Origin of the sequence: Aeromonas sp. ASNIH1, assembly GCF_002934285.1 — a bacterium.
GTDB lineage: Bacteria > Pseudomonadota > Gammaproteobacteria > Enterobacterales > Aeromonadaceae > Aeromonas > Aeromonas caviae.
The window spans coordinates 1,141,279-1,166,322 of record NZ_CP026228.1 but is presented as its reverse complement, the minus strand read 5'-3'; the positions used below and the strand labels follow the sequence as shown (position 1 = coordinate 1,166,322).

Genomic DNA, 25,044 nt, shown 5'->3' with positions numbered 1-25,044 from the left:
GGATGGGTCATCCTGTGTGCCAGTGTAACCCCGAGGATCCCCGATGAAGAAGTCTCTCTGCGCCTTCTGGTTATTGATTCTATTGCCTTTTGGTCTGGTGCAGGCGGCCGAGTTCAAGCTCACGGGCCGCACCACCTGGCAGCTTGGCCAGTTGATGGTCAACGGCATTCCCTTCGTGATCGATGAGCGCACCCGCTTCAAGGATGGCCTGGATGAGGACGATCTCGGCGGGACCTGGGTCGATCTGGAAGGGGTCGTGCAGGAGACGGCGGCAGGGGCGCGGCGGCTCGTTCGCGAGGTGGAGGCGCTGGAAGAGGAGGACGAGATGGAACTGGAAGGGCCGGTGGAAGGGGGACGGATCTGGGGTTATGTCACCTCGGATGGGAGCCTCTCCCCGTTCGAGGGACGCTGGCTGGAGCTGGAGTGCAAGTTTGACGGCATGCGCCTGAGCCAGTGCCGGGAGGATGACTGACCGGTCAGGGCGGACCGGGAAAAATTGCCCGTCCGGGGCCATAGTTAAACCTCACCCCGTGACCCCGGACCGCCTGCCATGACCCGAACCGCACTCTGCCTGCTGCTGTTGCCCTTCTGCACCCTTGCCGACGACGCCGAGCTCTGGCTGGTGGAGCTGGAGCACAACGACGGGGTGCGCCTGCAATTCCAGGGGGCTGAGCTGGAGCTCGGCAGTGCCGAACTGCACGGCGTGGCGCTGCCGGACGGGCTCGTGCCCGGCATGCACCTCGCGATCCAGAGCCGCTACGGCGTCGCCGAGACGATCCGGGTGCTCGACGGGGCGCCGGATCCGGCACTCGGGGCCAGCTGGCGGCGGGCGGAGGATCGACTGCTCACCCATAATCAGCAGGCATTGCTGCTACAGGATCTCGGCGTGCTGGTGTTTGATGCTGACACTCGCTGGATCAACGGCAGCGCCGCCGATCTGCAACCGGGTCGCCGCCTGGTGCTGAGCCGGGATGAAGAGGGCCGCCTCACCGATATCCTCATTCCTGACCCCGAGGATCCCCTCGACGCCGAAGAGTGAGACCTCTCTCCCTTTCCCCTTGTTAATGGCTTGTACTTTAAATTTCCCCACTTATACTGGCGCACATCTTGTCGGAGTGCTGACCGTCGAACGACGCTAAGCTGAGACCGTTAATTCGGGATCCGTGGAACCTGATCAGGTTAAGACCTGCGAAGGGAAACAAGGGTAACTTGCGGGTTACCGCGCCGGGGAAGGTACACCTTCCCGTCAGCTGGAGGCAGACCGCCTCTGGCTGGCACAGGCGCACAGGGGGAGGTTGTCCTGTCCGGTTGTCCTTAGGGCGCCGGGTTTCCAGACTAGGAAAACACCGGGACGGCAGAGCAGGGAAGATCCATGCCCGACTCACTCCCCCGAGCACACCCCGCCGAAAGTTCATCTTCTCCTCGAACTCCAGACAAGCAAACACCCATAACTTCAACCAGTTAATGTGAGTTTTGCTATGTCTACCAATGTATCTGATACCACCAAATCCAGCCGCCGCGAGCAGCGCTCCAGCGCCCAGACCTTTATCGACAACTTGAAAGGGATGGCTCACCCCAACTCCCGCCGCATCTTTATCGAAGGCTCCCGCGCCGATATCCGGGTGCCTCTGCGGGAGATCCAGCTGGCCGACACCTTCGTCGGCGGCACCAAGGAAGCTCCCCAGTTCGAGCCCAACGAGCCGGTGCCGGTTTACGATACCTCGGGCCCCTATGGGGAAGAGGCCGCCCCCATCGACGTGCGCCGCGGTCTGCCGCGCCTGCGCGAAGCCTGGGTGCTGGAGCGTGCTGACACCGACGCGCTGGACGGGCTGAGCTCCACCTTCACTCAGGAGCGGCTGGCGGACGAGGGGCTGGATCACCTGCGCTTCGAACATCTGCCGAGCGCCCGCCGTGCCAAGCCGGGCCGCCGGGTCACCCAGCTGCACTATGCCCGCCAAGGCATCGTCACCCCCGAGATGGAATTTATCGCCCTGCGCGAGAACATGGGCCGCGAGCGGGTGCGCTCAGAACTCTTGCGCACCCAGCACCCGGGTCAGGGCTTTGGCGCCAGACTGCCCCAGAACATCACCCCCGAGTTCGTGCGCGATGAGGTGGCCGCCGGTCGCGCCATCATCCCCAGCAACATCAACCACCCGGAAGCGGAGCCCATGATCATCGGCCGCAACTTCCTGGTGAAGATCAACGCCAACATCGGCAACTCGGCGGTCACCTCCAGCATCGAAGAGGAAGTGGAGAAGCTGGTGTGGTCCACCCGCTGGGGCGCCGACACCGTGATGGATCTCTCCACCGGCCGCTACATCCACGAGACCCGCGAGTGGATCCTGCGCAACAGCCCGGTGCCCATCGGTACCGTGCCCATCTATCAGGCGCTGGAGAAGACCAACGGCATCGCCGAAGACCTCACCTGGGAGCTGTTCCGCGACACCCTGCTGGAGCAGGCCGAGCAGGGGGTGGACTACTTCACCATCCACGCCGGCGTCTTGCTGCGCTTCGTGCCGATGACCGCCAAGCGCCTCACCGGCATCGTTTCGCGCGGTGGCAGCATCATGGCCAAGTGGTGCCTGTCGCACCACAAGGAGAACTTCCTCTACGAGCACTTCCGCGAGATCTGCGAGATCTGCGCCGCCTACGACGTGAGCTTGTCGCTGGGTGACGGTCTGCGTCCGGGCTCCGTCTATGACGCCAACGACGAGGCCCAGTTCGCCGAGCTGCGCACCCTGGGCGAGCTCACCAAGATTGCGTGGGAGTACGACGTGCAGGTGATGATCGAGGGCCCCGGCCACGTACCCATGCACATGATCGAGCGCAACATGACCGAGCAGCTGGAGCACTGCCACGAGGCGCCCTTCTATACCCTGGGCCCGCTCACCACCGACATTGCCCCAGGGTACGATCACTTCACCTCCGGCATCGGCGCCGCGCTCATCGGCTGGTACGGCTGCGCCATGCTCTGCTACGTGACCCCCAAGGAGCACCTGGGCCTGCCCAACAAGGAGGACGTGAAGCAGGGGCTGATTACCTACAAGATCGCAGCCCACGCCGCCGATCTGGCCAAAGGCCACCCGGGCGCCCAGATCCGCGACAACGCCATGTCCAAGGCGCGCTTCGAGTTCCGCTGGGAGGATCAGTTCAACCTGGCCCTGGATCCCGACACCGCCCGCGCCTACCACGACGAGACCCTGCCTCAGGAGTCCGGCAAAGTGGCACACTTCTGCTCCATGTGCGGGCCCAAGTTCTGCTCCATGAAGATCACCCAGGACGTGCGCGATTATGCGGCGAAACTGGAAGCCGTGGAGATCAAGCTGGTCGGCATGGACGGTCAGCAGGAGCGGGTGGTGGCCGAGGTGGAGAGCGGCATGGCCCGCATGGCGGAAACCTTCAAGGAGACCGGCGGCGAGATCTACCATCAGGCGGCGACCCTGAAGCAGGCCGCAGGGGAGGAGGCGTGAGCAGCGAGCGCGGGGCTGTCAGCCCCGCCGACCTGTCGCCTGTGACGCAGGCCCGCCCCGTGGTCTGGACCATCGCCGGGTCCGACTCCGGCGGCGGGGCCGGCATTCAGGCCGACTTGCACACGATGCATGACCTCGGCGTGCACGGCTGCTCCGTCATCTCCGCCATCACGGCCCAGAACTCGGTGGCGGTGAAGATGGTCGACCCCGTGCTGATGCAGACCTTCGCCGCCCAGATCGATGCCCTGGGGCTGGATCTGCCACCCGCCGCCATCAAGATAGGCCTGCTGCCGACCCGGCTGCATGTGGAGGTGCTGGCACGCAGGTTGTCGACCGTCGAGGCTCCCTTCGTGGTCTACGACCCGGTGGCCATCGCCAGCACCGGCACCCCCATGGCGGAGCCCGGCATGCTGGTGGCGGTGCGCGAGCACCTGCTGCCGCGCCTCTCCTTGATCACCCCCAATGGTCCCGAGCTGGAAGCCCTGACCGGCCTGCCCGCCACCAGTCCCGAGCTGGTGCGCCTCGCCGCCCGGCGGCTGCGCGAACTCGGCGCTCGCGCCGTGCTGGTCAAGGGGGGCCACCTTGAATGGGGCGGGGATCTCTGCCTCGACTACTACCAGGATGAGACCCGCGAATTCTGGCTCGCCGCGCCGCGCCTCGATACCCGCCACGGCCACGGCACCGGCTGCGCTTACGCCAGCGCCATCGCCGCCGTGGTGGCGCAGGACTATCCGGTGGAGGACGCCATCACCCTGGCGCGTGCCTACCTGCAACAGGGGCTGGCGGCGGCGCAGGGGGTGGGGGCAGGCCCGGGGCCCATCGCCCATCTCGGCTGGCCTGCTGATCTTGCCCACTTCCCCCGTGCCGTGCTGGCGGGCTCACCGCTCGATCGCCGCTTTGGCCTCTTTTCTGTTGAAGGGATGGAAGCGAGCAGCGCCCGTCTGCCGCAGGGCCCCTTTGCGCCGACCGAGCACCACCTCGGCCTCTATCCGGTGGTGGACTCGGTCAAGTGGCTCAAACGCCTGCTGGGGGCCGGGGTCAAGACCATCCAGCTGCGGATCAAGAATCTGCCCGCCACAGAGGTGGCGCCGGCCATTCGTGATGCGGTAGCGCTCGGTCGCCGCCATGGGGCGCGGCTCTTTATCAACGACTACTGGCAGCAAGCCATCGAGGCGGGCGCCTGGGGCGTGCATCTGGGGCAGGAGGATATGGAGACCGCCGATCTCGCCGCCATTCAGGCGGCGGGGCTGCGTCTTGGCATCTCCACCCACGGCTACTTCGAGCTGATGCGGGCCCGCGAGCTGGCCCCCTCCTATATCGCGCTGGGCCATATCTTCCCGACCAACACCAAAGCGATGCCTTCGCGCCCCCAGGGGCTGGCACGGCTGCACCACTACCGCGCCCTGATGTGCGGCTGGCCCACGGTGGCCATCGGTGGCATCAGCGAGGAGCGGGTGGCGGCGGTCAAGGCAAGCGGGGTCGGCAGCATTGCGCTGGTCTCGGCCATCACGGCGAGCGATGACTGGCAGGGGGCGACCGAGCGGCTGCTCGCTGCCGTGGGGGCGGGGGATGAACCGCGCTCGGCCTGCGTGATACGGGAGGCAGAACATGCGCTCTGATGCCGCTTCTCTTAGTGACAAAGAGTATCTGAGATACGGCCGCCAGCTGATGCTGGCGGAAGTGGGGGAAGCCGGTCAGGCGCGGCTCAAGGATAAGTCCGTGCTGATCGTCGGTCTCGGCGGGCTCGGCTCGCCGCTCGCCCTCTATCTCGCCGGGGCCGGGGTGGGCACTTTGTGGCTGGCCGATGGCGATACGGTGGACTCCAGCAATCTGCCGCGCCAGATCCTGTTCGATAGCGAGGCGGTCAACCACTCCAAGGCGGAGCTGGCCCGCGAGCGCTTGTCCTCCCACAACCCGCTGGTGGAGCTGATTGCCATCAATCAGCGACTCGATGCCGCCAGCCTGCCGGCGTTTGTGACCGAGGTGGATCTGGTTGTCGACTGCTGCGACAACCTCGCCACCCGCCAGGCCATCAACGCCGCCTGCGTGGCCCAGGGCAAGCCCTGGGTCTGTGCCGCCGCAGTGGGCTGGCAGGGGCAGCTGATGGTGCGTACCAGCAGCGATCACGCCTGCTACGCCTGCCTCTATCCGCTGGATACCAAGGTGAGTCAGAGCTGCGAGACCAGCGGTGTCACCGGCCCGCTGGTGGGGGTGATGGGCTCTTTGCAGGCGCTGGAGGCACTGAAAATGCTGCTCGGGATGCCGAGCCCGGTGGCGGGCACATTGCGCCGGTTTGATGCCCTGACCCATCAGTGGCAGACCCTCACGCTGGCTCCCGACCCCGATTGCCCGGTCTGCGGCAGCACCTACCCGGCCCAGGAGAATTAACCATGAAGATCCGATTGAACGATATCGAGCTGACGCTGCCCACCGGCCAGCGCCTGACTGAGCTGCTGGCGGTGCAGGAGATTCCCCCTCAGGGGGTAGCGGTGGCCCTCAACGGCGCCGTGCTGCCCCGTGGCCGCTGGGCCGAGACCCGTCTCAATGACGGGGATGAACTCCACCTCTTCACCGCCATCGCGGGAGGCTGATCCATGATGCTCGCAGTCCCATCTTCGCGCGCCCTGCCTTGCGGCGGGGCCTCATCTCTTCTTATCGCAGTGGCCGGAGGCTGACATGCTCAAGATTGCCGATCACACCTTCTCTTCGCGCCTCTTCACCGGCACCGGCAAGTTTGCCCGCCCGGAACTGATGGCCGCCGCCATCGAGGCAAGTGGCTCCCAACTGGTCACCATGGCCATCAAGCGGCTCGAACCGGGCAAGGCCCACGACGATATCCTCACGCCCCTTCGGAAACTCGGGGTCAAGCTGCTGCCCAACACCTCGGGGGCCAAGACCGCCGCCGAGGCGGTATTTGCCGCCCACCTCGCCCGTGAGGCGCTGGGGACGAACTGGCTCAAGCTCGAGATCCACCCCGATCCGCGCTACCTGCTGCCAGACCCCATCGAGACGCTCAAAGCCGCGGAGCAGCTGGTGAAAGAGGGCTTTGTGGTGCTGCCCTACTGCGGTGCCGACCCCGTGCTGTGCAAACGGCTCGAAGAGGTGGGTTGCGCCGCCGTGATGCCGCTCGGCGCCCCCATCGGTTCCAATCAGGGGCTGGTGACCCGGGAGTTTCTCTCCATCATCGTCGAGCAGGCCAATGTGCCCGTGGTGGTGGATGCGGGCATCGGTGCGCCGAGCCATGCGGCCGCCGCCTTTGAACTGGGGGCCGACGCCGTGCTGGTCAACACCGCCATCGCCGTCAGCGGCGACCCGGTCGCCATGGGCCACGCCTTTGCGCTGGCCTGCACTGCCGGGCGCAGCGCCTATGAAGCCGGTCTCGGTGCCCGCGCCCTGCAGGCCCAAGCCTCCAGCCCGCTTACCGATTTTCTGGGGGCGTTATGAGTCAGCATGCCAATGACCCCACCCCGACCCTCCCCTTGCCAGGGGAGGGAGTGTCGACTCCGCCCTCTTGTGAAGTAGGAGATCGGGGGGGCGGATTAACACCTCCCCCTTGTGAAGGGGGAGGCCGGGAGGGGGTTGAGAGAAAGTCGGAGAGTTTTCTCGATAGATGGCAGGAGCTGGAGTGGGACGATATCGGCATGCAGATCCGCGCCAAAACTGCCGCCGATGTGGCACGCGCCCTGAGTGCCCCGCGCCGCACCCTGAGCGATTTTATGGCGCTGATCTCCCCGGCCGCCGAGGCGTATTTGCCGCAGATGGCGGCCGAGGCCGAGCGCCTCACCCGCCAGCGCTTTGGCAACACCATCGGCTTCTATGTGCCCCTCTATCTGTCGAACCTGTGCGCCAACGACTGCACCTACTGCGGCTTCTCCATGAGCAACCGCCTCAAGCGCAAGACCTTGAATAGCGAGGAGATTGAGCGCGAGTGTCTGGCCATCAAGGCGCGCGGTTTTGACAGCGTGCTGCTGGTGACCGGTGAGCACGAGCACAAGGTGGGGCTCGCCTATTTTCGGCAGGTGTTGCCCATCATCCGCCGTCACTTCAGCACGGTGGGGATGGAGGTGCAGCCCCTCTCGCAAGCCGAATACGCCGAGCTGAAAACCCTCGGCCTCGATTCGGTCATGGTCTATCAGGAGACCTACCACGCCCCCACCTATGCCCGCCATCACCTGCGCGGCAACAAGCAGGACATCGCATGGCGCCTCGCCACGCCGGATCGGCTCGGCCGCGCCGGTATCGACAAGATAGGGCTGGGGGCGCTCATCGGTCTCTCTGCGGACTGGCGTGCCGACAGCTACTTCGTCGCCGAGCACCTCGCCTGGCTTGAGCGCCACCACTGGCAGAGCCGCTACTCGCTCTCCTTCCCGCGCCTGCGCCCCTGCACCGGTGGGCTGGAGCCTGCCGTGGTCATGTCGGATCGCCAACTGGCCCAGCTTATCTGCGCATGGCGTCTCTTCTCGCCCACGCTGGATTTGTCCCTCTCCACCCGCGAGTCCGCCACCTTTCGCAACGGCGCGGTGCGTCTTGGCATCACCCAGATGTCGGCCGAGTCGCGTACCCAGCCGGGTGGCTATGCCGAGGGGGATAAAGAGGAGCTGGAGCAGTTCGCCATCCACGACGACCGCCCGGTGGGGGAGGTGGCCGCCGCCGTGCGGCAGGCGGGTTTGCAGCCGGTGTTCAAGGACTGGGAACCCTTCCTGGGCCGATAGGGGCGGCCACGCCCCCCTTTGCCGGTGGCATCCCGGCATGGTTGGGCGGTGTTCGGCCACACACCTTGTTGGTGGCGACGATTTGGCTCCCTCCCCTGCGAAGGGGAGGGCTGGGGAGGGGTCTTGATGCGATATTTCATTGCCATCGTAGGGTCGATTAGCCGTCAGGCGTAATCGTCCGAGGGGATAGTTGATGGCACGGCTTCGCCGTGCAGGACGCGAGGCCGCTGGCCTCGAAGGGTTTTCGCCCGCCCTTCGGGCTGGGGCGAGTAACTTTTCTTTGCGTGGCCAAAGAAAAGTCACCAAAAGAAAGGCCACCCCCGCCAATCCGACCGCTACGCGGTTTCCCTCGGGTCAGGGGCAAGGTTGGACGGACCGCCGCAGACGGCACTTTGGCCTTCGTCATCCCTGGCTTCGGCCAAAGTCCGCTTCGAACATCCCTGTTCTCGCGCCAAATCGGGTCGAGCTGCGCTCGCCCTCTCCCGATTTGGCCCCTGTGCTGGCTGCGTCTGCGCCATCATCCCTGATGGCGCTCCTGACCTTGCCCCTTCCCCTCGGCGGATTGGAGGGAAAATTAAAACCGTGCCCGCCTGTGAGAAAAGTTACCCTGTCATATTGCTTTTATTTACTACAAGATTATTTAGCTTTTGTGGCTGATACAGTCATCATGTAGCGTCAGGAAGAATATGGAGCTTACTATTGAAGTTCTGAACAACTTTTAGGGAAGGTGCGAACAAGTCCCTGATATGAGATCATGTTTGTCATCTGGAGCCATGAAAAAGGGTTCATCATGAGTCATCAGCTCACCTTCGCCGACAGTGAATTCAGCAGTAAGCGCCGTCAGACCAGAAAAGAGATTTTCTTGTCCCGCATGGAGCAGATTCTGCCATGGCAAAACATGGTGGAAGTCATCGAGCCGTTTTATCCCAAGGCTGGTAATGGCCGGCGACCTTATCCGCTGGAAACCATGCTACGCATTCACTGCATGCAGCATTGGTACAACCTGAGCGATGGCGCGATGGAAGATGCTCTGTACGAAATCGCCTCCATGCGTCTGTTTGCCCGGTTATCCCTGGATAGCGCCTTGCCGGACCGCACCACCATCATGAATTTCCGCCACCTGCTGGAGCAGCATCAACTGGCCCGCCAATTGTTCAAGACCATCAATCGCTGGCTGGCCGAAGCAGGCGTCATGATGACTCAAGGCACCTTGGTCGATGCCACCATCATTGAGGCACCCAGCTCGACCAAGAACAAAGAGCAGCAACGCGATCCGCAGATGCATCAGACCAAGAAAGGCAATCAGTGGCACTTTGGCATGAAGGCCCACATTGGTGTCGATGCCAAGAGTGGCCTGACCCACAGCCTAGTCACCACCGCGGCCAACGAGCATGACCTCAATCAGCTGGGTAATCTGCTGCATGGAGAGGAGCAATTTGTCTCAGCCGATGCCGGCTACCAAGGGGCGCCACAGCGCGAGGAGCTGGCCGAGGTGGATGTGGACTGGCTGATCGCCGAGCGCCCCGGCAAGGTAAGAACCTTGAAACAGCATCCACGCAAGAACAAAACGGCCATCAACATCGAATACATGAAAGCCAGCATCCGGGCCAAGGTGGAGCACCCGTTTCGCATCATCAAGCGACAGTTCGGCTTCGTGAAAGCCAGATACAAGGGGTTGCTGAAAAACGATAACCAACTGGCGATGTTATTCACGCTGGCCAACCTGTTTCGGGCGGACCAAATGATACGTCAGTGGGAGAGATCTCACTAAAAACTGGGAATAACGCCTTAAATGGCGAAGAAACGGTCTAAATAGGCTGATTCAAGGCATTTACGGGAGAAAAGATCGGCTCAAACTGAAAAAATGAAATGACTGAGTCAGCCGAGAAGAATTTCCCCGCTTATTCGCACCTTCCCTAGGTGTAGCGGGCTGATGGTTGGCTGTGGCAGAAGATGCGTTTTCTTGCCCGGCACTCAAAGGTGGCCCCGGCGGCGATGGCGACGGCTTCGCTGGCGCTGTTGCCAATTCCCATCACGATCTCCAGCCGAAATAGTCCCAACTGCCGAAAGCCAAAATCACGGAGCAGGGCGACCGCCTGTCGGGCGATGCCGAGGCCTTGGCGGGATTGGCGTACCCAATAGCCGATATTGCCCTAGCGATGATGGGGCGACAGCTGGTTGACACCTGCGCCACCCAGCAGTTGGGCGGTGGTGGCGCAGAAGATGCCCATGTCAAAGGCGCGTCCCGCCGCACAATCCTGCTCGCAGCTGGCAAACCACGCCAGCGCGCTCTCCCGAGTAAATGAACGTGAGCACCAGCTCATCCATTGGCCGACAGTCTCGATCGATTGGTGGGCCGCGCGGACAAACTCGTCGGCATCGGCCGGTTCGAAGGGGCGGATCACGATCTGGGTGTTGGCAAGGGGGGTGAGCTGCATAGGGCCTCCTGCTTGAGGGTGGCTATGGGGCGGCGCTACCCAGTTGCTTGAGGTAAGCGGTTAGTGAGAATGGCTGAGCAAATTCCTTCATCCCGGCCAATTTATCCAGCTCTGCCTGGCCGACTTGCTGTAACTGAGCTTGCTGGGCGGGAGTGAGCGTGGTGGTTCTCGCCTTGATCAGGGTGTCGAGAAAACTGCGGTCTCCCGCTACGGCTTGATGGAAAGCCTTGAGCGCCAGCGCATCAACCTCTGCTGCGGTGCAGCGCTCCATGCTTTTCTCATGAAGATAGATAAGCACGGTCACTTGTTGTTCCCTCTCCAGTGACCAGAAGGGGTCGCTTTTCGTGGGCAGAGTGGTGCCGTGTTGCGACTTGATGGCTTCGCACCGCTCAAATGCCGGGTCCAGATCGTGCAGTGACAGCGCCATGGCGCCTTGGCAGGCGAAGAGCAGCAGAAGGGCAAATTTACTTGTTGTATGAGGCATGGACACATTTCCAGAACTGGGATTCTTTACCTGCTGAAGACCATGCCATGGGTTCAACAACCTGATTCAGTTTGTGGCGCAGGATATTGGGGATACCTTCCATCGCCTGGCCATACAACTCCCAATCGTAATCACTGATGTTGTAGGCAACGTCCTTGGCACTTCTCGGGTCGCTGAAAATCGTATAAAGCGGTGTGGCGGAAACGGCGACAGCCAGTTGATTGGCGCTGTCTACAAGCTGGTCCATTTGCTCCAGGGCATCGATTGAACGGGAGCTCAATGTCAGTCCTTTGATCGGACATGTAGCTATCCCCATGATACTCTCCTGCTTTATCGGACATGAATGAGGCCAAATTGGATATCATTAATGCAACCGATGATCAAATTAAAAGCTGAAAAATGAGAGTCATATCGCCCTGTGTCGCGTGATGCCGAGCATGAAGAGATAGGCATTGATCATGATGTTATTGGTTGTTGGGCTTGTTGCAGGTAGCTACCTCTTGTCGGGTTGGGGGCGCTTTGCAGAGAGGCGTTTTGTATGTGGGTCATTCTTGATGCTCCTGTATCTTGCCCTCTATTACCTTTTTCCTTCTGATCTCGTCGGTAGCTCCATCCATCAAGGGCGTCTGGGGCAATATCTGCCGGTCTTGTCCTACGCCGCCATCTTGTTTGGTGAAGCCATTTTTCCCTTCGACAAGGGAAGGTATATCCCTTGGGTAGGTGTTGGTGGGTTGATCGCCGCCTCTCTCTATCACCTGGTGTTCTTCGCTATTCAGTAGCGCAATATGGTCACAACGGCGGTGTTGCGCTCAGGCCTCATTTGATTCGAGGCATTCTCTGGCACTGTCTGTTCGCCAGTCTCTGTCGCCCCCTGACCATGTGCGCATCGACCCGGGGCGGGTTTGTCTCTAGCATGGAGGGGCGGCGGAGTCTGGCTCCGTCAAAATGGATGATGGACGAAGTGCGCCTTGCACACTTCTGGCGGAGAGAAAAGATGAAGCTGCGTTCCTTGTTGATGGTGGGTGCCCTGCTGCTGGGCGGATGTGCGGTCAATCCCTATGGGGGGACGCCTGCGCCGGTCGGCGAGCCGGACAAGCCGGTGACCAAACCAGAGAAACCCGTGGCCGAGCCTGACAAGGCCGAGCCGGTGCCTGCTCCCAAACCCGTGGCACCGACGGGGCTGGCGGTCGCCCTGGCCGATGACTTCCTGAAGGCCGCCGATGTGCAGGCACTGGCGGGCAGCAGCCCGGTACTGCTGCTGATGGCGCCCCAGAACGGTACAGGTGAGCCCTTCAGCACCCAGCCCCTGGCGGTGGCCATGATCCAGCGCATTCAGGCCAATAGCGGCTTTCGTTTCGCAGACCCGGGCCAGGTGGCGGCCATCACGGGTCAGCTCGAATACCAGCAGGGGGGCATGAACCCCGCCTCCCTGGTGCGCCTGGGTCGCCAGACCGGGGCGGGTTACATGCTCTACGGGGATCTCCTCTCTGAAGGGGGCCGCTACCGGCTCGCCATGAGCCTGATGGATCTCAAGAGCGGCGAACTGCTCTGGAACGCCAGTCGATCCGCTGCCCGCTGATGCCGGCTCGCCGGATCCCTATTGACCGGGATCCGGCCTTGCCCCCCTTGTCCGGGGGCGGGAATGCCCCTGTGGCGCTCCTGACGTCACAGGGGTTGAGATGTCGCACTGCCTGAGGGCAAAAAACCTTCCTGACTGTCTGACAACCCTGGTTCTGACAGCATCCCCGATTGCTACCATTCACTTTGCCGGAGGCTTGTCCGGTGAACACGTCACCGACCGCATCCTTCCCGCCCTGCAGGCAACTTTCTGCCCCTGTGCGATACTCCATGAGTCTTGTATAACAGGAGTACAGGGACCCACTCCCACGGATAGCAAGGAGCTCGGATGGCGCTCTCAGTGGCACAACTCTACGAAGTGATGGCCCAGTTGCCGGATCCCGTTTTCATCCTCAGCGAAGATGGCTACTACATCGAGTACATCGGCGGGATGGAGCAGCAGTCCTACCAGAACGGCAACCCGCTGATCGGCAGACAACTGCTGGACGTGCTGCCCGAGGACAAGGCGCAGTGGGTGATGGCGCAGGTGGCTCAGGCCCTCGCCAGCGGCCAGGTGCAGGTGGTGGAGTACGACCTCTCCCCCGCCGAGGTGGACGGCATCGACGCCGACGCCGGGCCCCAGGGAATGCAGCGTTTCGAGGGCAAGATAGCGCCCTTGCCCTCTTTATATGAGGGGAAGCGGGCGGTGGCCTGGGTGACCCGCAGCATCACCCGCCAGTACGAGCTGCAACAGCGGCTCAAGCGGCTCGGGGAGACGGATCAGCTCACCGGCCTCTACAACCGCCACTTTTTCTTCGACCAGTATCACCACAGGGTACAGGGGCAGCATCTCACCGGCCTCATCATGCTGGATCTCGATCACTTCAAGCAGATCAACGATCGCTTCGGCCACCAGACCGGTGACAAGGTCCTGTGCCGGGTCTGCGAGTGCGTCTCCGCCCAGTTGCGGGGGGAGGATCTCTTCGTGCGCAGCGGTGGCGAGGAGTTTCTGATCCTGCTGCCGCAGATAGACGAGGGGATATTGCTGAAGGTGGCGGAGCGGATCCGCGCCGCAGTGGCGGCCATGGCGCCGGATCCCGCCCCCGTGACCGTGAGCCTGGGCACCACCCTGATCCGGCCGGGAGAGGATCTTGGCACCGTGCTGGCCCGGGCGGACGAGTGGCTCTATCGGGCCAAGCGGGGCGGGCGCAACCGGGTGGCCCACGATGGGGCACCCTGAGGGGCGCAGTGAACAGGAAAGAGGGCGACCCGGGGTCGCCCTCTTTCATTTGGCCTGGCCAGATCAGCCAAACAGGGTCGAGATATTCTGCCCCGCCATCAGCAGGCCGATGGCCAGGGAGCTGAACCAGACCAGGGTGGCGGCGACCAGAGCATAGCCGAGGGCGACGAAGAGACCGTCCCGCTGCAGCATGCCGACGGCCAGCAGCAGGATGGCCCAGGCGGGCATGGCGTTGGTGAAGGGAATGGCGCCCAGCGGCAGCATCAGCAGCAGGGCCGCCAGCATGATCAGCAGGCCGTTGCAGCGATTGATGGCGTAACTGCCGGTCAGGATCAGCAGGCGCGGCCGGATCAGGCGATCGATGCGGGCCAGCAGGTCGGCCCCCTTGTGCAGGGCCGGCTTGATGTGCTCGGCGGCGAAGCGGCGCTCCATCAGGACGGCGGGCAGCCAGGGCACCCGGTTGAGGGTGATGCCGGTGCCGATGAAGAGGATCAGCAGGCCAAAGGGCGTGCTGACGCCGGGGATGGAGACCGGCAGCAGGAAGGGCACGGTGAGCAGCACGCAAAACAGCAGCATGCCCTGCTCGCCCACCAGGGCCAGCATCTGGCGCAGGCTGATGTGGCTCTCCTCGATGGCGTGGGCGGTGGCCCTCAGGGTATCGGAGAGCGTGCTTTTGGGGTCGTTGAGTTGCGCGGCAACCATTCCTGAGATCCTCGTCTGTTGATGCCACCGCTGTGGCGCCGTCAGCTTACGGGGGCGAGGTTAATCCCGGATGAATAACCCCGGGGATCACAGATTTTTCCATCGGGAGCGGGGCAACGGGGCTGGTACAGCCCCCGTCCAGTGTGGGAGACGGGCGCTCTGATATGCTTTGCGCAGGTCTTTTCACCAAAGGATGAGCACATGAGAGGAGCGATGGGGATGGTGCCGGGGTTGCTGCTGCCCCTGGCGGGCTGGGCAGCCGAGCCCCCGGCGACGGGCTGGCAGCTGACTCCCTTTGCGGGATACAGCTCGGCCATCGACTTTCGGGCCATGGACGAGCCGGCCCCCACGCCGCACGGGAGCGACATCGACACCCTGCAAGGGGAGCGCTCCGGCAGCTGGGGGCTCTTCATCAGCAGGGAGGTGGATGACCCCGGCATGGTGGAGCTGCTCTACAGCCACCAGTCGACCCGGGTGTCCCCCGAACTACCCGACAGGCTGACGGTGGACACCCTGCAGTTTGCCGGGGCCCTGACCCTCTCTGACCACCTGATGGCCCCCTATATCGGTGCCGGGATCGGGGTCACCCGCTTCGATGCCTACGACAGCGAGACGGCCCCTTCCATGTCCCTGGCCCTCGGGGTGCAGCCGCGCCTGACCGAACATCTGGCTGTGCGGGCCGAGGTGCGCGGTTATGGTGCCCTGGTCAACGACGACAGCCAGTTTCTCTGCAACCCCGAGATCTGCGCCTTTCGGGTGCGAGGGGAGCTGATCACCCAGTGGCAGGCCAATATCGGCTTGACCCTGAGGTTCTGAGCCCCGCTCGGACTAGGCGATGCCCTTGGTGACGCGGCTGAGGGGCTCGTTGACGTCGAACACCTTGTACTGCACCGCGCTGGCGCCCATGGCGAGCACCCGCTGCTCATGCATGGTGGCGTAGGCGAGGGCGCTCCCCTCATCCTCGAACAGATAGATGCCGCCCGCCTCGCCGGTGCGCGGGTTCTCGGTCCAGATCTTGGAGATGAAGCCGGGCTCCCGGGTGATGGAGTCGGCCAGCGGCATGGCCGCAGCAGTGAGGGCCGGTCCCATCATCTGGGCGGGGAAGTTGAAATGGATCTGCAGCAGGCTGGGCATGATAAACCTCTCGTGGGCGTTGATTGGCGGAATCCGCATCATAGGAAGCCCGCATCTTGGCTGCAAGAAGGCACATTTTCGTGGCATAGTTACCGCAAAGTAACCACTCACGAGCCATACCGTGCCCTCACTGCCCTGTCCCGCCTATCAGGTATTGCGCCTGCTGACCGGCAAATGGAAGCCGGCCATTCTGTTTCATCTGCGCGAACAGACCCTGCGTTTTGGCGACCTGCGCCGCTGCCTGCCCGAGGTGAGCCAGAAGGTGCTCACCGCCCAGCTCAAGGAGCTGGAGAGCGACGGTGTCATCATCCGCACCCTCTACCCCGACGTACCGCCCAGGGTGGAGTACAGCCTGAGCCCCCTTGGCGTCGCCCTGATCCCCCTGCTTCAACAGATGCACGATTTTGCGCTGAACCACGTTGATCTGCTGGCTGGTCAGGGTCCTGTTTCTAGCGAGCCCGCAGCAACCAGCGGCTGAGGGCGGTGGCCGCCAGCAGTCGGTAGCCGAGCAGAGTGAGCGCCAGCAGCGCGGGTACCTTGAGGAGTTCCCACCACACCTGCTTGCCCTGGGGGCCGAAGATCATCAGCCACACCACCAGCATCATGTGCAGACAGTAGAGGCCGAGCACCTTGGGGGCCTGGCGCTCGAGCCAGCTGCCCTGGCCCCAGCCGGGGTTGGCCAGCAGCAGGCCGAACAGCCCCAGCGCCCAGGGAAGCGAACCCAGCAGGTAGTCGTGGCGATTGAGGGGCACGGCGGCAGCGCGCAGCAGCCCTGCGGCCTCCAGGGCGTAGAGCCCCATCCCCGCCATCATCATCAGGGCGCAGCGCCTGGCGTCCGGCTGCCAGGCACGCAGGCGCAGCTCGGCGCCAAGCGCCACGAACAGCAGGGAGAAGAAGGGGCCGTTGCGGGTCAGCAGGGCCCACTCGCCCCCCCGGCAGCAGCGGGCCATAGGAGCCGCCGATCAGGGCCAGGGCGTAGAGCAGGGCCCCCAGCAGCAGGGCCAGCCTCGGCAGGCGGACCTGCTGGCATAGCCCCAGGATCAGCACTGCCACCATCAGGGCGGGCAGGAACCAGAGGTGGATCATGCCGCCCACCCACCAGACGTTGAGCGGATCCCCGAGCTGCATCTGCCACTGGCCTGCCATGGCGGGCAGGTAGCCCTCGCTCACCGCCGCGAGCGGGTTGAAGGGTATCAGCACGTAGAGCAGGCTCCACGCCAGCCAGAGCCCCAGCAGGGGTCGGCAGTAGCGCAGTGCGACCGTCAGCGGGTGGCCTGCGGTGAGGGCGGGCTGCAAGAAGTAACCGGCGCACAGGAAGAACAGCGGCACCGCGAAGCGGCAGAGCTGGTTGATGACGGCCCCGACCAGAGGGTAGGGCGTGCCGTCCCACAGGGCGGGGTCGAAGGGGTTGCTGAAAGGGGAGAGATGGATGGTCATCACGGCCAGGATGGCCACCACTCGCCCGCATTCGATGCTGGAGATGCGCATGATTCCTCGTGGCGTTCGGGAGCTGGGCGCACCCTATCAGCCGCAGGTGCTCCCTATCCAGCCGCCTGGTCGCCAATTGTGACCCCCATCGGAGGCCGGTTACCCTTTGTTACCCCAGGTGCGGGCAAGGTTACCGCCGCCGGGAGCAGGATCCCGTTTTGGTGTCGGTAAAAGGGCTAGAGCAGGGCCACCAGCACGGTGACCAGGGCGCCCAGCAGCAGCAGGGCGATGCCGCGACCGGCGGGGCCGTGCAGCTTGTTCCACATCAGCAGGCTGGTGAGGGCCAGCAGCAGCATGGCCAGGGCCGCCAGATCGCCCACCAGTTGCCAGGGCAGGCCGGTGCCCATGCCACGGTGCAGCCGGTTGAGGCTGGCAGCGAAGTTGGCCTGCTGCAGCTCGGTGCGCACCAGCAGAGTGCCTTCCACATAGCTGGCGGCCACGCTCTGGCTGAGGGTGACACCGCGCAGCTCCCAGCGGGCCGGCAGGGTGAGGGCGCCGGATGGTGTGGGCAGGGTCTGGGGCGGGGTGATCTGGGGTCGCCCCTCCTCGAACATGTCTGCATAACGCTGTTGCAGCAGGGCTTTCAATTCATCCGGGCTGGCCAGCGGCGTGCTCAGTACTATCTCTTCGCTCGATTTGGCGGTGTGGGGACCGGGCAGGGGCAGCACGGCCCTGTGTTGCAGCCAGAGGCCGGTGAGGCCGTAGAGCAGCATCAGGGTGAGGGTGGCAAAGCCGGCCCAGGCGTGGATGCGGCGCACCCACTTGTTGTTGTGCAGGGGGAGTTTTCTGCGTGTCATCGTTCGGTGCTTCATAACAATCTGGCCAGCGAACGCTGGCCAGAGGGGTCGGTAAACAGGGAGGATCAGAAGCGGTAGGCGGCGGTCAGGTGCAGCTGACGGGGCGTGCCCGGCATGATCTGGGCCGCGCTGGTGGCGCTGACGAAGTAGTCGTGATCGGTCAGGTTCTCCACGCTCAGCTGGGCTTCCCACTGGAGCCAGCGGTAGCCGGCACGGGCGTCGAAGCGGGCGTAACCGGGCAAGGTGGTGGTGTTGGCGTTGTCGGCGAAGCGATCCCCCACCGCCGTCATCCCGGTCTCGCCGAACCAGCCCTGCTTGCCGCTCTGGTAGCCGGCGAACAGCTGGCCGTTCTGGCGGGAGACGTTCATCGGTCGCTTGCCTTGCAGGTCCGCGTCTGCCTTGACCTGCTCGGCATCCTGGATGGCGACGCCGCCGCGCAGATAGATCTCGTCGGTCAGCTGGGCACGGGCGCTCAGCTCGATGCCGTCGGTGCGCTGCAGACCGGTGAGGATCACCTTAGTGGGATCCAGCGGATCCTTGCTGCGCTTGTTGTACATCTCCAGTCGGTAGAGGGAGAGGGTGGTGGCGAGGCGGCCGTTCAGCCAGTCGCTCTTCACGCCCCCTTCATAGAGCCGGGTGTGCTGGGGATCCAGGTTGTTGTTCTTGTCCCCCGGGGTGATGCCGATAAGCTCACCGCCCACCGGGGTGAAGGTCTTGCTGTAGGAGGTGTAGAAGGCATGCTCCTCGATGGGGTTCCACACCAGGCCTAGGCGCGGACTCAGGCTGGTGACCGAGAGGATCTCTTCCTTGTCGAGGTCGTTGCGGCGGCTGGTGACGGTGAAGTCGTCGCGGCGCAGGCCTGCCAGCAGGTGCCAGTCGCCCAGGCTGAGTTGATCCTGCACATAGAGGCCGACACCGCGCACCCTGTGATGGGCGTCGCTGGAGAGTTTCATGGCGCCGTCGTAGGTGGGCAGGGAGCCCGGATCATAGAGGTTGCCTGCCGGGATCGGGCTGGCGTTCTGGTAGAGCTTGGGGGTGCGATCCTGCCAGCCCTGCTCCAGGCCCACCAGCAGACGATGGGCGATGGGACCGGTTTGCAGCTGGCCTTCCGCCTCGGTGTTGCTGGTGAGGCTGCTGGCCTTGAGATCCTGCTGCCAGCGGGCGCGGGTCACCTTGTCACCCTTGACGCTGGTGACATAGGTATTGTCGAACTGGCTGTCGAGGGTGGTGTAGCCGAGCTGCTGGCGCAGTTGCCACTGATCGTTGATGTCCCAAGTGAAGCGGGAGCGGGTGGACTGGGCCACATCGTCGATGAAGTCGCGGCGGGTGTCGCTGTAGACGCTCTCGATGGGGACATCCGCCGGACGACCATCGACGCCGGGAATGCCGCGATCCGGGGTGCGATCGTGCTCGTTGCGCTCGTATTGCACCAGCCAGTTCAGGGTGTCGGTGATCTCCCAGTTGACGGAGGGGGCCAGCAGGGTGCGCTTGCTGGTCACGTCGTCGCGAAAGCTGTCTTTGTCTTCCTGGGCCAGGTTCAGGCGCACCTGTACCCGCTCTCCTGCCTCGCCGTTGAGGTCGGCGGCGAAGCGCCGGCTGTCGAAGCTGCCGACCTGGGCGCTGACGCTGGAGGCCTGCCCTTTCTGGGGAACCTTGCTGACCCGGTTGACGATGCCGCCCGTGCTGCCACGGCCGTAGAGCACGGCGGCGGGGCCCTTGAGCACTTCGACCCGTTCGATGTTGCCAAGGTCGCGGGTGTATTGCATGTCGTCGCGCAGGCCGTCGAGGTAGAAGTCGTTGCTGGCGCTGAAACCGCGGATGGTGACGCCGTCAAAGCGGGTGTCGCCGCTGGCGTTGACGCCGGGGATGCCGGTCAGGGCTTCACTCAGGGTGGGCTGGCCGAAGGCGGTCAGCTCGCTTGCCTTGACGCTCTCGATGCTCTGGGGCACCAGCTTGGCCGGGGTGGCGGTACGGGTCGCGGTGGCGACCTCTTCATGTTGGCTGCGTTTGCCGACCACGGTCAGGGTTTCGTCTTCGGCACGGGGGCTGGTGCAAACCGCCAGCAAGGCGACGCCCAGCAAGGCGCGCGGGGGGATGGAATGGTTCATCTGGGTGTGACTCTTTGTCGACCAATCGGCCTGAACTTGTTGATTTATTTGTAATTATTGATTTCTCTCATTGCGAGAGGTTGCTAATGATATTGATTTTCATTTGCCTTGCAAGGAGAAGATGCAAGAAAAAGAGATCATTGGCGGGCAGGCATTGAGGGGGCTGGAACCTCGGGGAAAAGGCCGGGGGAACCTTGGTTCGGTTCGGAGGGGACGCTACCATGGTGGCCTCGCGCCTTGGCGCACCATCCGGAACACACAGGGAGAGAAACATGGTCGAGATCATCAGGGCGGATCTGCACAACCCTCGCCACGGCGAGGCGCTGATCGCGATGCTGGACGAATACGCCAGGGACGAGATGGGGGGCGGCAGTGCACTGGCGGACGAGGTGAAGGCGAATCTGGCCGAAGCCCTGGCCGCGCGACCCGGTGCTCATGTGCTGCTGGCCTGGGTCGATGGGGAGCCCGCTGGCGTTGCCACCTGCTTCGAGGGTTTTTCGACCTTCGCCTGTCAGCCGCTGCTCAATATCCACGACGTGGCGGTGCACCCTGCCCATCGCGGCCAGGGCATCGGCAAGCAGCTGTTGGCGGAGGCGGAGCGGCTCGCCCGGGAGCTCGGTTGCTGCAAGCTGACCCTGGAGGTGCTGGAGGGGAACAAGGTGGCCCAGGCTGCCTATCGCGCCAGCGGCTTTGCGGGTTATGAGCTCGATCCCGAGGTGGGCCGGGCTATGTTCTGGCAGAAGAAGCTGGGGTGAGAGAGTCGGCAAACATGATCTGCCGGGCTTGCCTCTGAGACTCCTGTCCCCTAGAGTGGCACCAGATTTTTCAATGTGTTGATGGAACCGGCCCGGCCGGGTGAGTGACATGACCCTTTATGCTTCGGATCAGCGAGTGACCCGAATGAACTCCGTACAGATGCGCACGATGAAGCATTGTCCGGAGCCGGTGGAGGCCCAGACCTCCCATCCATTCATCGTGCAGTGACGACCGGATCTCGCTACCTCGCGGGAGCCGTGACCTTGCCGCACGACTGAACCAAGGCCATAGACGTTGCCTCGTCTATGGCCTTTTTTGTTGTCCCGCAGCCAGGCTGCGGGTGCGAGACAGAGCAGAGGCCCGCCCGGGTCTCTGCTTTTTTTATGGTCTGTCATGACCGACGGGTATGCTTGGCAAGGGCCGGGTCGTCGGCCAGAGAGGCTGACCATCTTCAAGAGGAAACAGTGCAATGTCACAAAATATCTATGACGAACCAGGGTTTTTTGAGGGCTATGCCCAACTGCCACGCTCCCTCCACGGGCTGGCGGGGGCGCCGGAGTGGCCGGCGCTGCACGCCATGCTGCCGGATCTTGCCGGCAAGCGGGTGCTGGATCTGGGCTGCGGTTATGGCTGGTTCTGCCGGGCAGCCAGAGATCTCGGGGCTGCCGATGTGGTCGGTATCGATCTCTCCGCGAAGATGCTGGTCCGTGCCGCCGAGCTGACCCGGGATGAGGCCATCCGCTATCGGCAGGGGGATCTGGACGGTCTTGCGCTGTCCGATGAGCCTTTCGATCTCATTTACAGCTCCTTGGCGCTGCACTACCTGCCCGAGGTGGCGCCGCTGTTTGCGGAGATCCACCGTGCGCTGGTGGCTGGCGGCAGCCTGGTGTTCTCGGTGGAGCACCCCATCTTCACCTGCCCGCAGCCGCAGGGCTGGCTGGTGGATGCAGAGGGACGCCGCTCCTGGCCCATCAACGGCTATCAGGCGGAGGGCAAGCGGGTCAGCAACTGGCTGGCGGAGGGGGTGATCAAGTATCACCGCACCCTGGGCACCTACCTCAATGCCCTTGTCGCCGCCGGGTTCCAGATCCGCCGCGTGGAGGAGTGGGGGCCGACGGCGGCGCAGATTGCGGCCAACCCGGCCCTGGCGGAGGAGGCGGAGCGCCCCATGCTGTTGCTGGTGTCGGCGTACAAACCCCTGGCCTGACGCAATAAAAAACGGCGCGCAGAGTGCTCTGCGCGCCGTGTCGTCAGGTGGTTGCCGACTTAGAAGTCGTAGCGGGCCGCCAGCTGGAAGTCATCCTTGGTGTTGAGCTTGCCGCTGTCATGGCTGTCGAGGTTGTTGATGCGGTACTCGCCGATGACGCGCAGGTTCTTGTTGAACTTGTACTGGGCACCCAGGGTGTAGTAGTCGATGGAGTCGTAGTCAGACTTGCCAGCCTGCTCCACCTTCTGCTTGTTCCACAGGGCCATCAGGCCGAAGCCGCTCTCGAAGTTGTAACCCAGCGCCCCTTCCCAGCCGGTGTGATCCTTGCCGGTGGCCAGGAAGTCGCTGCCGTCGGCATAGCTCAGGGCGGCGTAGAGGGCCTTGTTGTCGTACTTGGCGGAGAGCAGCCACAGCTTGGCATCCTCTTCACCGCTCTTGTCGCGGATGCCCACGTTGTAGGCGGTCCCCAGGGAGAGGTTGAACGGGAAGGTGTAGGCCACGGCGGCACCGTAGGCGGCATCGCTGTCCTTGCTGGAGGTCTCTTCGGTGTCACCGCCATCGAACTTGTAGCTGGTATCTACCTGGAAACCGTTGAACAGGCCGGAGTACTTCAGCACGGAGCCGGCGCGGTTGGTGGCGAAGGTGTCGGTCTTGGCGCCCAGTGCCTCGTTGCCGTAACCATCGGAGAGGGAGACATCAGTCCAGTCCGCCAGGAAGCCAGGAGCCCCCTTCTGGCGACCGAAGGTGACGGTTCCCCAGTTGGCGCCGACACCGGCGAACGCCAGACGGGTACGCAGGTTGTCGGAGTTCTCGCTGACGGTCTTCTCGCTGTCGTTGATGTACATCTGCAGTTCGTACTGGGCCAGCGCCTTGAGACCCGGGTTGATCTCGCTCTCTACCTTGGCGCCCAGACGGACAAACTGGTTGGCCCCCTGCTTGTCGCTGTATTCGTTTTTGATGTCACCGTTGGCGTCCAGCTCTTTCTTCTCGCCGAAGAACTGGCCGGCGTAGATGCGGCCGTAGAGGTCGAGCAGGGTGCTCTCGTTTTTGTACACTTCAACGGCTTGAGCCTGGAAGGCGGCGGTAAGAGCCAATGCTACTACTGTCAGCTTTTTCATCATGATCCCTTGTGTTGCAAGCTTTTGTTTTAAAAGACGGGGCCATGCTAGAAGTGACAGATGACAGTCGGGTGACCGTGCAATGAACAAACCGTGTCGGTTCCATGTCAGCGGGATGAAAACCGGGATTTATGTGGCTGGTCGCCACTTTTACGCGCAAAGGTTTGCCCTTGTGGTAGAATGCCGCCCGTTTTCGAGCTCCTAAGGTTGGATATGCGATGAGACGTGAACTGGCAATCGAATTTTCCCGAGTGACGGAAGCGGCTGCACTGGCTGGCTACAAGTGGCTCGGACGTGGTGACAAGAATATCGCCGATGGCGCGGCCGTGGCGGCCATGCGTCACATCCTCAATCAGATCCAGATCGATGGCGAGATTGTGATCGGCGAAGGGGAGATCGACGAAGCCCCCATGCTCTACATCGGCGAGAAGGTGGGCACGGGTCAGGGCGACGCCGTGGACATCGCGGTCGACCCCATCGAGGGGACCCGCATGACTGCCATGGGTCAGGCCAATGCTCTGGCCGTGCTGGCGGTGGGCGACAAGGGATCCTTCCTCAAGGCCCCCGACATGTACATGGAAAAGCTGATCGTGGGCCCCAAGGCGAGAGGCGCCATCGATCTCGATCAGGCCCTGGAGCTGAACCTCAAGGCCGTGGCCAAGGCGCTCGGCAAGCCCCTCTCCCGTCTGACCGTCATCACCCTGGCCAAGCCGCGTCATGACAAGGCGATCAAGGAGATGCAGGGCCTGGGAGTGCGGGTGTTCGCCATTCCCGACGGCGACGTGGCCGCCTCCATCCTCACCTGTCTGCCGGACAGCGAAGTGGACATGCTCTACGGCATCGGTGGCGCGCCGGAAGGGGTGATCTCCGCCGCGGTGATCCGCGCCCTGGACGGCGACATGCAGGCTCGCCTGATCCCCCGCCACCAGGTCAAGGGTGACAGCCCCGAGGTTCGCGCCCTGGGTGAACAGGAGATCGCGCGCTGCGAGGAGCTGGGCATCGACGTGAGCAAGGTGCTCAAGCTCGAAGATCTGGCCAAGAATGACAACGTCATCTTCTCGGCCACCGGCATCACCAAGGGTGATCTGCTGGAAGGGATCACCAGCGACGGCGTCATGGCGACCACCGAGACCCTGCTGATCCGCGGTAAATCGCGCACCATCCGTCGTATCAAGTCGATCCACTTCCTGGATCGCAAAGACAGCGTGGTACGCGACATCATCCTGTAAGCAGGAGGATGGCGGTGGCGGCAAGTCACGTACTCTCATGCCGTCGTATCAAGTCGATCCACTTCCTGGATCGCAAAGACAGCGTGGTACGGGACATCATCCTGTGATGTGCTGACTCCCGCAGCAAAAAGCCCGGCACTGCCGGGCTTTTTGCGCTCTGCAGGGCGCCAGGATGCCCGGGCAGGGATAAGGCTTAGGAGAAACCGGACTCCTTGCTACACTGCGGTGCCCCACAGAGGAAAAATCACATGGAATGTCGTCAGGGATGCGGTGCCTGCTGCATCGCCCCCAGCATCAGCAGTGCCATTCCCGGCATGCCGGACGGCAAGCCCGCCGGTGTGCCCTGTGTGCAGCTCGATGCGCACCTGGGGTGCAAGATCTTCGGCCAGCCGGAGCGCCCGGCGGTGTGCGGCGGCTTTCGCCCCATGGCGGACGTGTGCGGCTCCCATCGCCAGGAGGCCATCTGGCTTATCGGCGAGCTGGAGCGGCTGACCGTCTGAGCCCTTGACCCTCTCCCTCGGGGAAAGGGTGTCTGCTTGTCCTCCTCATCCCCGCCCCCTTCTCCCGCAAGGGGAGAAGAGAGCCACCATTCGGAACAATGGCA

The 25,044-nt window shown here is 63.5% G+C and carries 25 protein-coding genes, 2 pseudogenes and 1 riboswitch; of the genes and pseudogenes, 18 read left to right on the top strand and 9 right to left on the bottom strand.

Features of this window, described 5'->3' with window-relative positions; translation table 11 throughout:
* Positions 1-43 precede the first annotated feature (43 nt).
* The 9 genes from C2U37_RS05665 (at position 44) to C2U37_RS05620 (ending at position 9,953) form a co-directional block, all read left to right on the top strand.
* Complete coding sequence (locus C2U37_RS05665) at positions 44-472, top strand: hypothetical protein (RefSeq protein ID WP_029313554.1); 429 nt, start codon at positions 44-46, stop codon at positions 470-472.
* A 78-nt stretch (positions 473-550) separates the two neighbouring features.
* Positions 551-1,039, top strand: coding sequence for a hypothetical protein (locus tag C2U37_RS05660; protein WP_104451992.1), 489 nt, complete (start codon positions 551-553; stop codon positions 1,037-1,039).
* 62 nt (positions 1,040-1,101) lie between these two features.
* A riboswitch (TPP riboswitch) is annotated at positions 1,102-1,215 on the top strand.
* 263 nt (positions 1,216-1,478) lie between these two features.
* Entirely contained in the window at positions 1,479-3,470 is a 1,992-nt protein-coding gene (gene thiC, locus C2U37_RS05655; protein ID WP_104451991.1) for a phosphomethylpyrimidine synthase ThiC, read from the top strand.
* Positions 3,467-5,089 (top strand): thiamine phosphate synthase, encoded by a 1,623-nt coding sequence (gene thiE, locus C2U37_RS05650; protein ID WP_104451990.1) that lies wholly within the window; start codon positions 3,467-3,469, stop codon positions 5,087-5,089. Before thiC ends, thiE begins: the two co-directional genes overlap by 4 nt.
* A complete protein-coding gene (locus C2U37_RS05645) occupies positions 5,079-5,858 on the top strand; it encodes a HesA/MoeB/ThiF family protein (RefSeq protein WP_104451989.1) in 780 nt (259 codons plus the stop codon). Before thiE ends, C2U37_RS05645 begins: the two co-directional genes overlap by 11 nt.
* Before the next feature lie 2 nt (positions 5,859-5,860).
* Complete coding sequence (gene thiS, locus C2U37_RS05640; protein WP_039040452.1) at positions 5,861-6,061, top strand: sulfur carrier protein ThiS; 201 nt, start codon at positions 5,861-5,863, stop codon at positions 6,059-6,061.
* 85 nt (positions 6,062-6,146) lie between these two features.
* On the top strand, positions 6,147-6,914 hold the full coding sequence (locus tag C2U37_RS05635) for a thiazole synthase (RefSeq protein WP_104451988.1): 768 nt from the start codon (positions 6,147-6,149) through the stop codon (positions 6,912-6,914).
* Positions 6,911-8,182 (top strand): 2-iminoacetate synthase ThiH, encoded by a 1,272-nt coding sequence (gene thiH / locus C2U37_RS05630; protein WP_104451987.1) that lies wholly within the window; start codon positions 6,911-6,913, stop codon positions 8,180-8,182. The genes C2U37_RS05635 and thiH overlap by 4 nt, the downstream gene beginning before the upstream one ends.
* A 790-nt stretch (positions 8,183-8,972) precedes the next feature.
* A complete protein-coding gene (locus C2U37_RS05620; RefSeq protein WP_026141915.1) occupies positions 8,973-9,953 on the top strand; it encodes an IS5-like element IS5 family transposase in 981 nt (326 codons plus the stop codon).
* A gap of 145 nt (positions 9,954-10,098) precedes the next feature.
* On the opposite strand, the pseudogene C2U37_RS05615 reads toward C2U37_RS05620, so the two are convergent.
* From C2U37_RS05615 to C2U37_RS05605, 3 genes and pseudogenes are all read right to left on the bottom strand, one after another.
* A pseudogene (locus tag C2U37_RS05615) lies at positions 10,099-10,620 on the bottom strand (GNAT family N-acetyltransferase).
* A gap of 22 nt (positions 10,621-10,642) precedes the next feature.
* Positions 10,643-11,104 (bottom strand): hypothetical protein, encoded by a 462-nt coding sequence (locus C2U37_RS05610; protein WP_223919349.1) that lies wholly within the window; start codon positions 11,102-11,104, stop codon positions 10,643-10,645.
* Entirely contained in the window at positions 11,085-11,420 is a 336-nt protein-coding gene (locus C2U37_RS05605; protein WP_104451985.1) for a hypothetical protein, read from the bottom strand. The genes C2U37_RS05610 and C2U37_RS05605 overlap by 20 nt, the downstream gene beginning before the upstream one ends.
* 142 nt (positions 11,421-11,562) lie before the next feature.
* On the opposite strand from C2U37_RS05605, the gene C2U37_RS05600 reads away from it, so the two are divergent.
* The 3 genes from C2U37_RS05600 (at position 11,563) to C2U37_RS05590 (ending at position 13,901) form a co-directional block, all read left to right on the top strand.
* Positions 11,563-11,883 (top strand): hypothetical protein, encoded by a 321-nt coding sequence (locus C2U37_RS05600; RefSeq protein ID WP_104453191.1) that lies wholly within the window; start codon positions 11,563-11,565, stop codon positions 11,881-11,883.
* Between the two features lie 215 nt (positions 11,884-12,098).
* Positions 12,099-12,683, top strand: coding sequence for a hypothetical protein (locus tag C2U37_RS05595; RefSeq protein ID WP_010672673.1), 585 nt, complete (start codon positions 12,099-12,101; stop codon positions 12,681-12,683).
* A 327-nt stretch (positions 12,684-13,010) separates the two neighbouring features.
* Entirely contained in the window at positions 13,011-13,901 is an 891-nt protein-coding gene (locus C2U37_RS05590; protein ID WP_104451984.1) for a sensor domain-containing diguanylate cyclase, read from the top strand.
* Positions 13,902-13,964: 63 nt separating this feature from the next.
* Here the strand turns inward: C2U37_RS05590 and C2U37_RS05585 are convergent, their stop codons facing one another.
* Positions 13,965-14,603: an exopolysaccharide biosynthesis protein gene (locus C2U37_RS05585; RefSeq protein ID WP_104451983.1), complete on the bottom strand. Its 639-nt coding sequence runs from the start codon at positions 14,601-14,603 to the stop codon at positions 13,965-13,967.
* Positions 14,604-14,804: 201 nt separating this feature from the next.
* Between C2U37_RS05585 and C2U37_RS05580 the strand changes: the two genes are divergently transcribed.
* Complete coding sequence (locus C2U37_RS05580; protein WP_039040459.1) at positions 14,805-15,419, top strand: outer membrane beta-barrel protein; 615 nt, start codon at positions 14,805-14,807, stop codon at positions 15,417-15,419.
* A 12-nt stretch (positions 15,420-15,431) separates the two neighbouring features.
* Here C2U37_RS05580 and C2U37_RS05575 read toward each other — a convergent pair whose 3' ends face one another.
* Entirely contained in the window at positions 15,432-15,737 is a 306-nt protein-coding gene (locus C2U37_RS05575; RefSeq protein ID WP_041212361.1) for a monooxygenase, read from the bottom strand.
* A gap of 121 nt (positions 15,738-15,858) precedes the next feature.
* Between C2U37_RS05575 and C2U37_RS05570 the strand changes: the two genes are divergently transcribed.
* Positions 15,859-16,215 (top strand): winged helix-turn-helix transcriptional regulator, encoded by a 357-nt coding sequence (locus tag C2U37_RS05570; protein ID WP_042015355.1) that lies wholly within the window; start codon positions 15,859-15,861, stop codon positions 16,213-16,215.
* Here the strand turns inward: C2U37_RS05570 and C2U37_RS05565 are convergent.
* The 3 genes and pseudogenes from C2U37_RS05565 to C2U37_RS05555 all read right to left on the bottom strand — a co-directional run bounded on the left by C2U37_RS05565 (position 16,187) and on the right by C2U37_RS05555 (position 20,130).
* Positions 16,187-17,225: pseudogene (locus C2U37_RS05565) on the bottom strand (acyltransferase). The gene C2U37_RS05570 and the pseudogene C2U37_RS05565 sit on opposite strands and share 29 nt — an antisense overlap.
* A gap of 176 nt (positions 17,226-17,401) precedes the next feature.
* Entirely contained in the window at positions 17,402-18,022 is a 621-nt protein-coding gene (locus C2U37_RS05560) for a PepSY-associated TM helix domain-containing protein (protein ID WP_181023106.1), read from the bottom strand.
* A gap of 65 nt (positions 18,023-18,087) precedes the next feature.
* Positions 18,088-20,130: a TonB-dependent receptor gene (locus C2U37_RS05555; protein ID WP_104451982.1), complete on the bottom strand. Its 2,043-nt coding sequence runs from the start codon at positions 20,128-20,130 to the stop codon at positions 18,088-18,090.
* Between the two features lie 272 nt (positions 20,131-20,402).
* On the opposite strand from C2U37_RS05555, the gene C2U37_RS05550 reads away from it, so the two are divergent.
* Positions 20,403-20,885 (top strand): GNAT family N-acetyltransferase, encoded by a 483-nt coding sequence (locus tag C2U37_RS05550; protein WP_041212247.1) that lies wholly within the window; start codon positions 20,403-20,405, stop codon positions 20,883-20,885.
* A 470-nt stretch (positions 20,886-21,355) separates the two neighbouring features.
* A complete protein-coding gene (locus C2U37_RS05545; protein ID WP_104451981.1) occupies positions 21,356-22,093 on the top strand; it encodes a class I SAM-dependent methyltransferase in 738 nt (245 codons plus the stop codon).
* A gap of 59 nt (positions 22,094-22,152) precedes the next feature.
* On the opposite strand, the gene C2U37_RS05540 is transcribed toward C2U37_RS05545, so the two are convergent.
* Positions 22,153-23,211, bottom strand: a complete 1,059-nt coding sequence (locus tag C2U37_RS05540; RefSeq protein ID WP_029313567.1) for a porin — start codon at positions 23,209-23,211, stop codon at positions 22,153-22,155.
* A gap of 218 nt (positions 23,212-23,429) precedes the next feature.
* On the opposite strand from C2U37_RS05540, the gene glpX reads away from it, so the two are divergent.
* Together glpX and C2U37_RS05530 are read left to right on the top strand one after the other, a co-directional pair.
* Positions 23,430-24,440, top strand: a complete 1,011-nt coding sequence (gene glpX / locus C2U37_RS05535; protein WP_039040467.1) for a class II fructose-bisphosphatase — start codon at positions 23,430-23,432, stop codon at positions 24,438-24,440.
* A 248-nt stretch (positions 24,441-24,688) separates the two neighbouring features.
* Complete coding sequence (locus C2U37_RS05530) at positions 24,689-24,940, top strand: YkgJ family cysteine cluster protein (protein ID WP_104451980.1); 252 nt, start codon at positions 24,689-24,691, stop codon at positions 24,938-24,940.
* Positions 24,941-25,044: the final 104 nt, after the last annotated feature.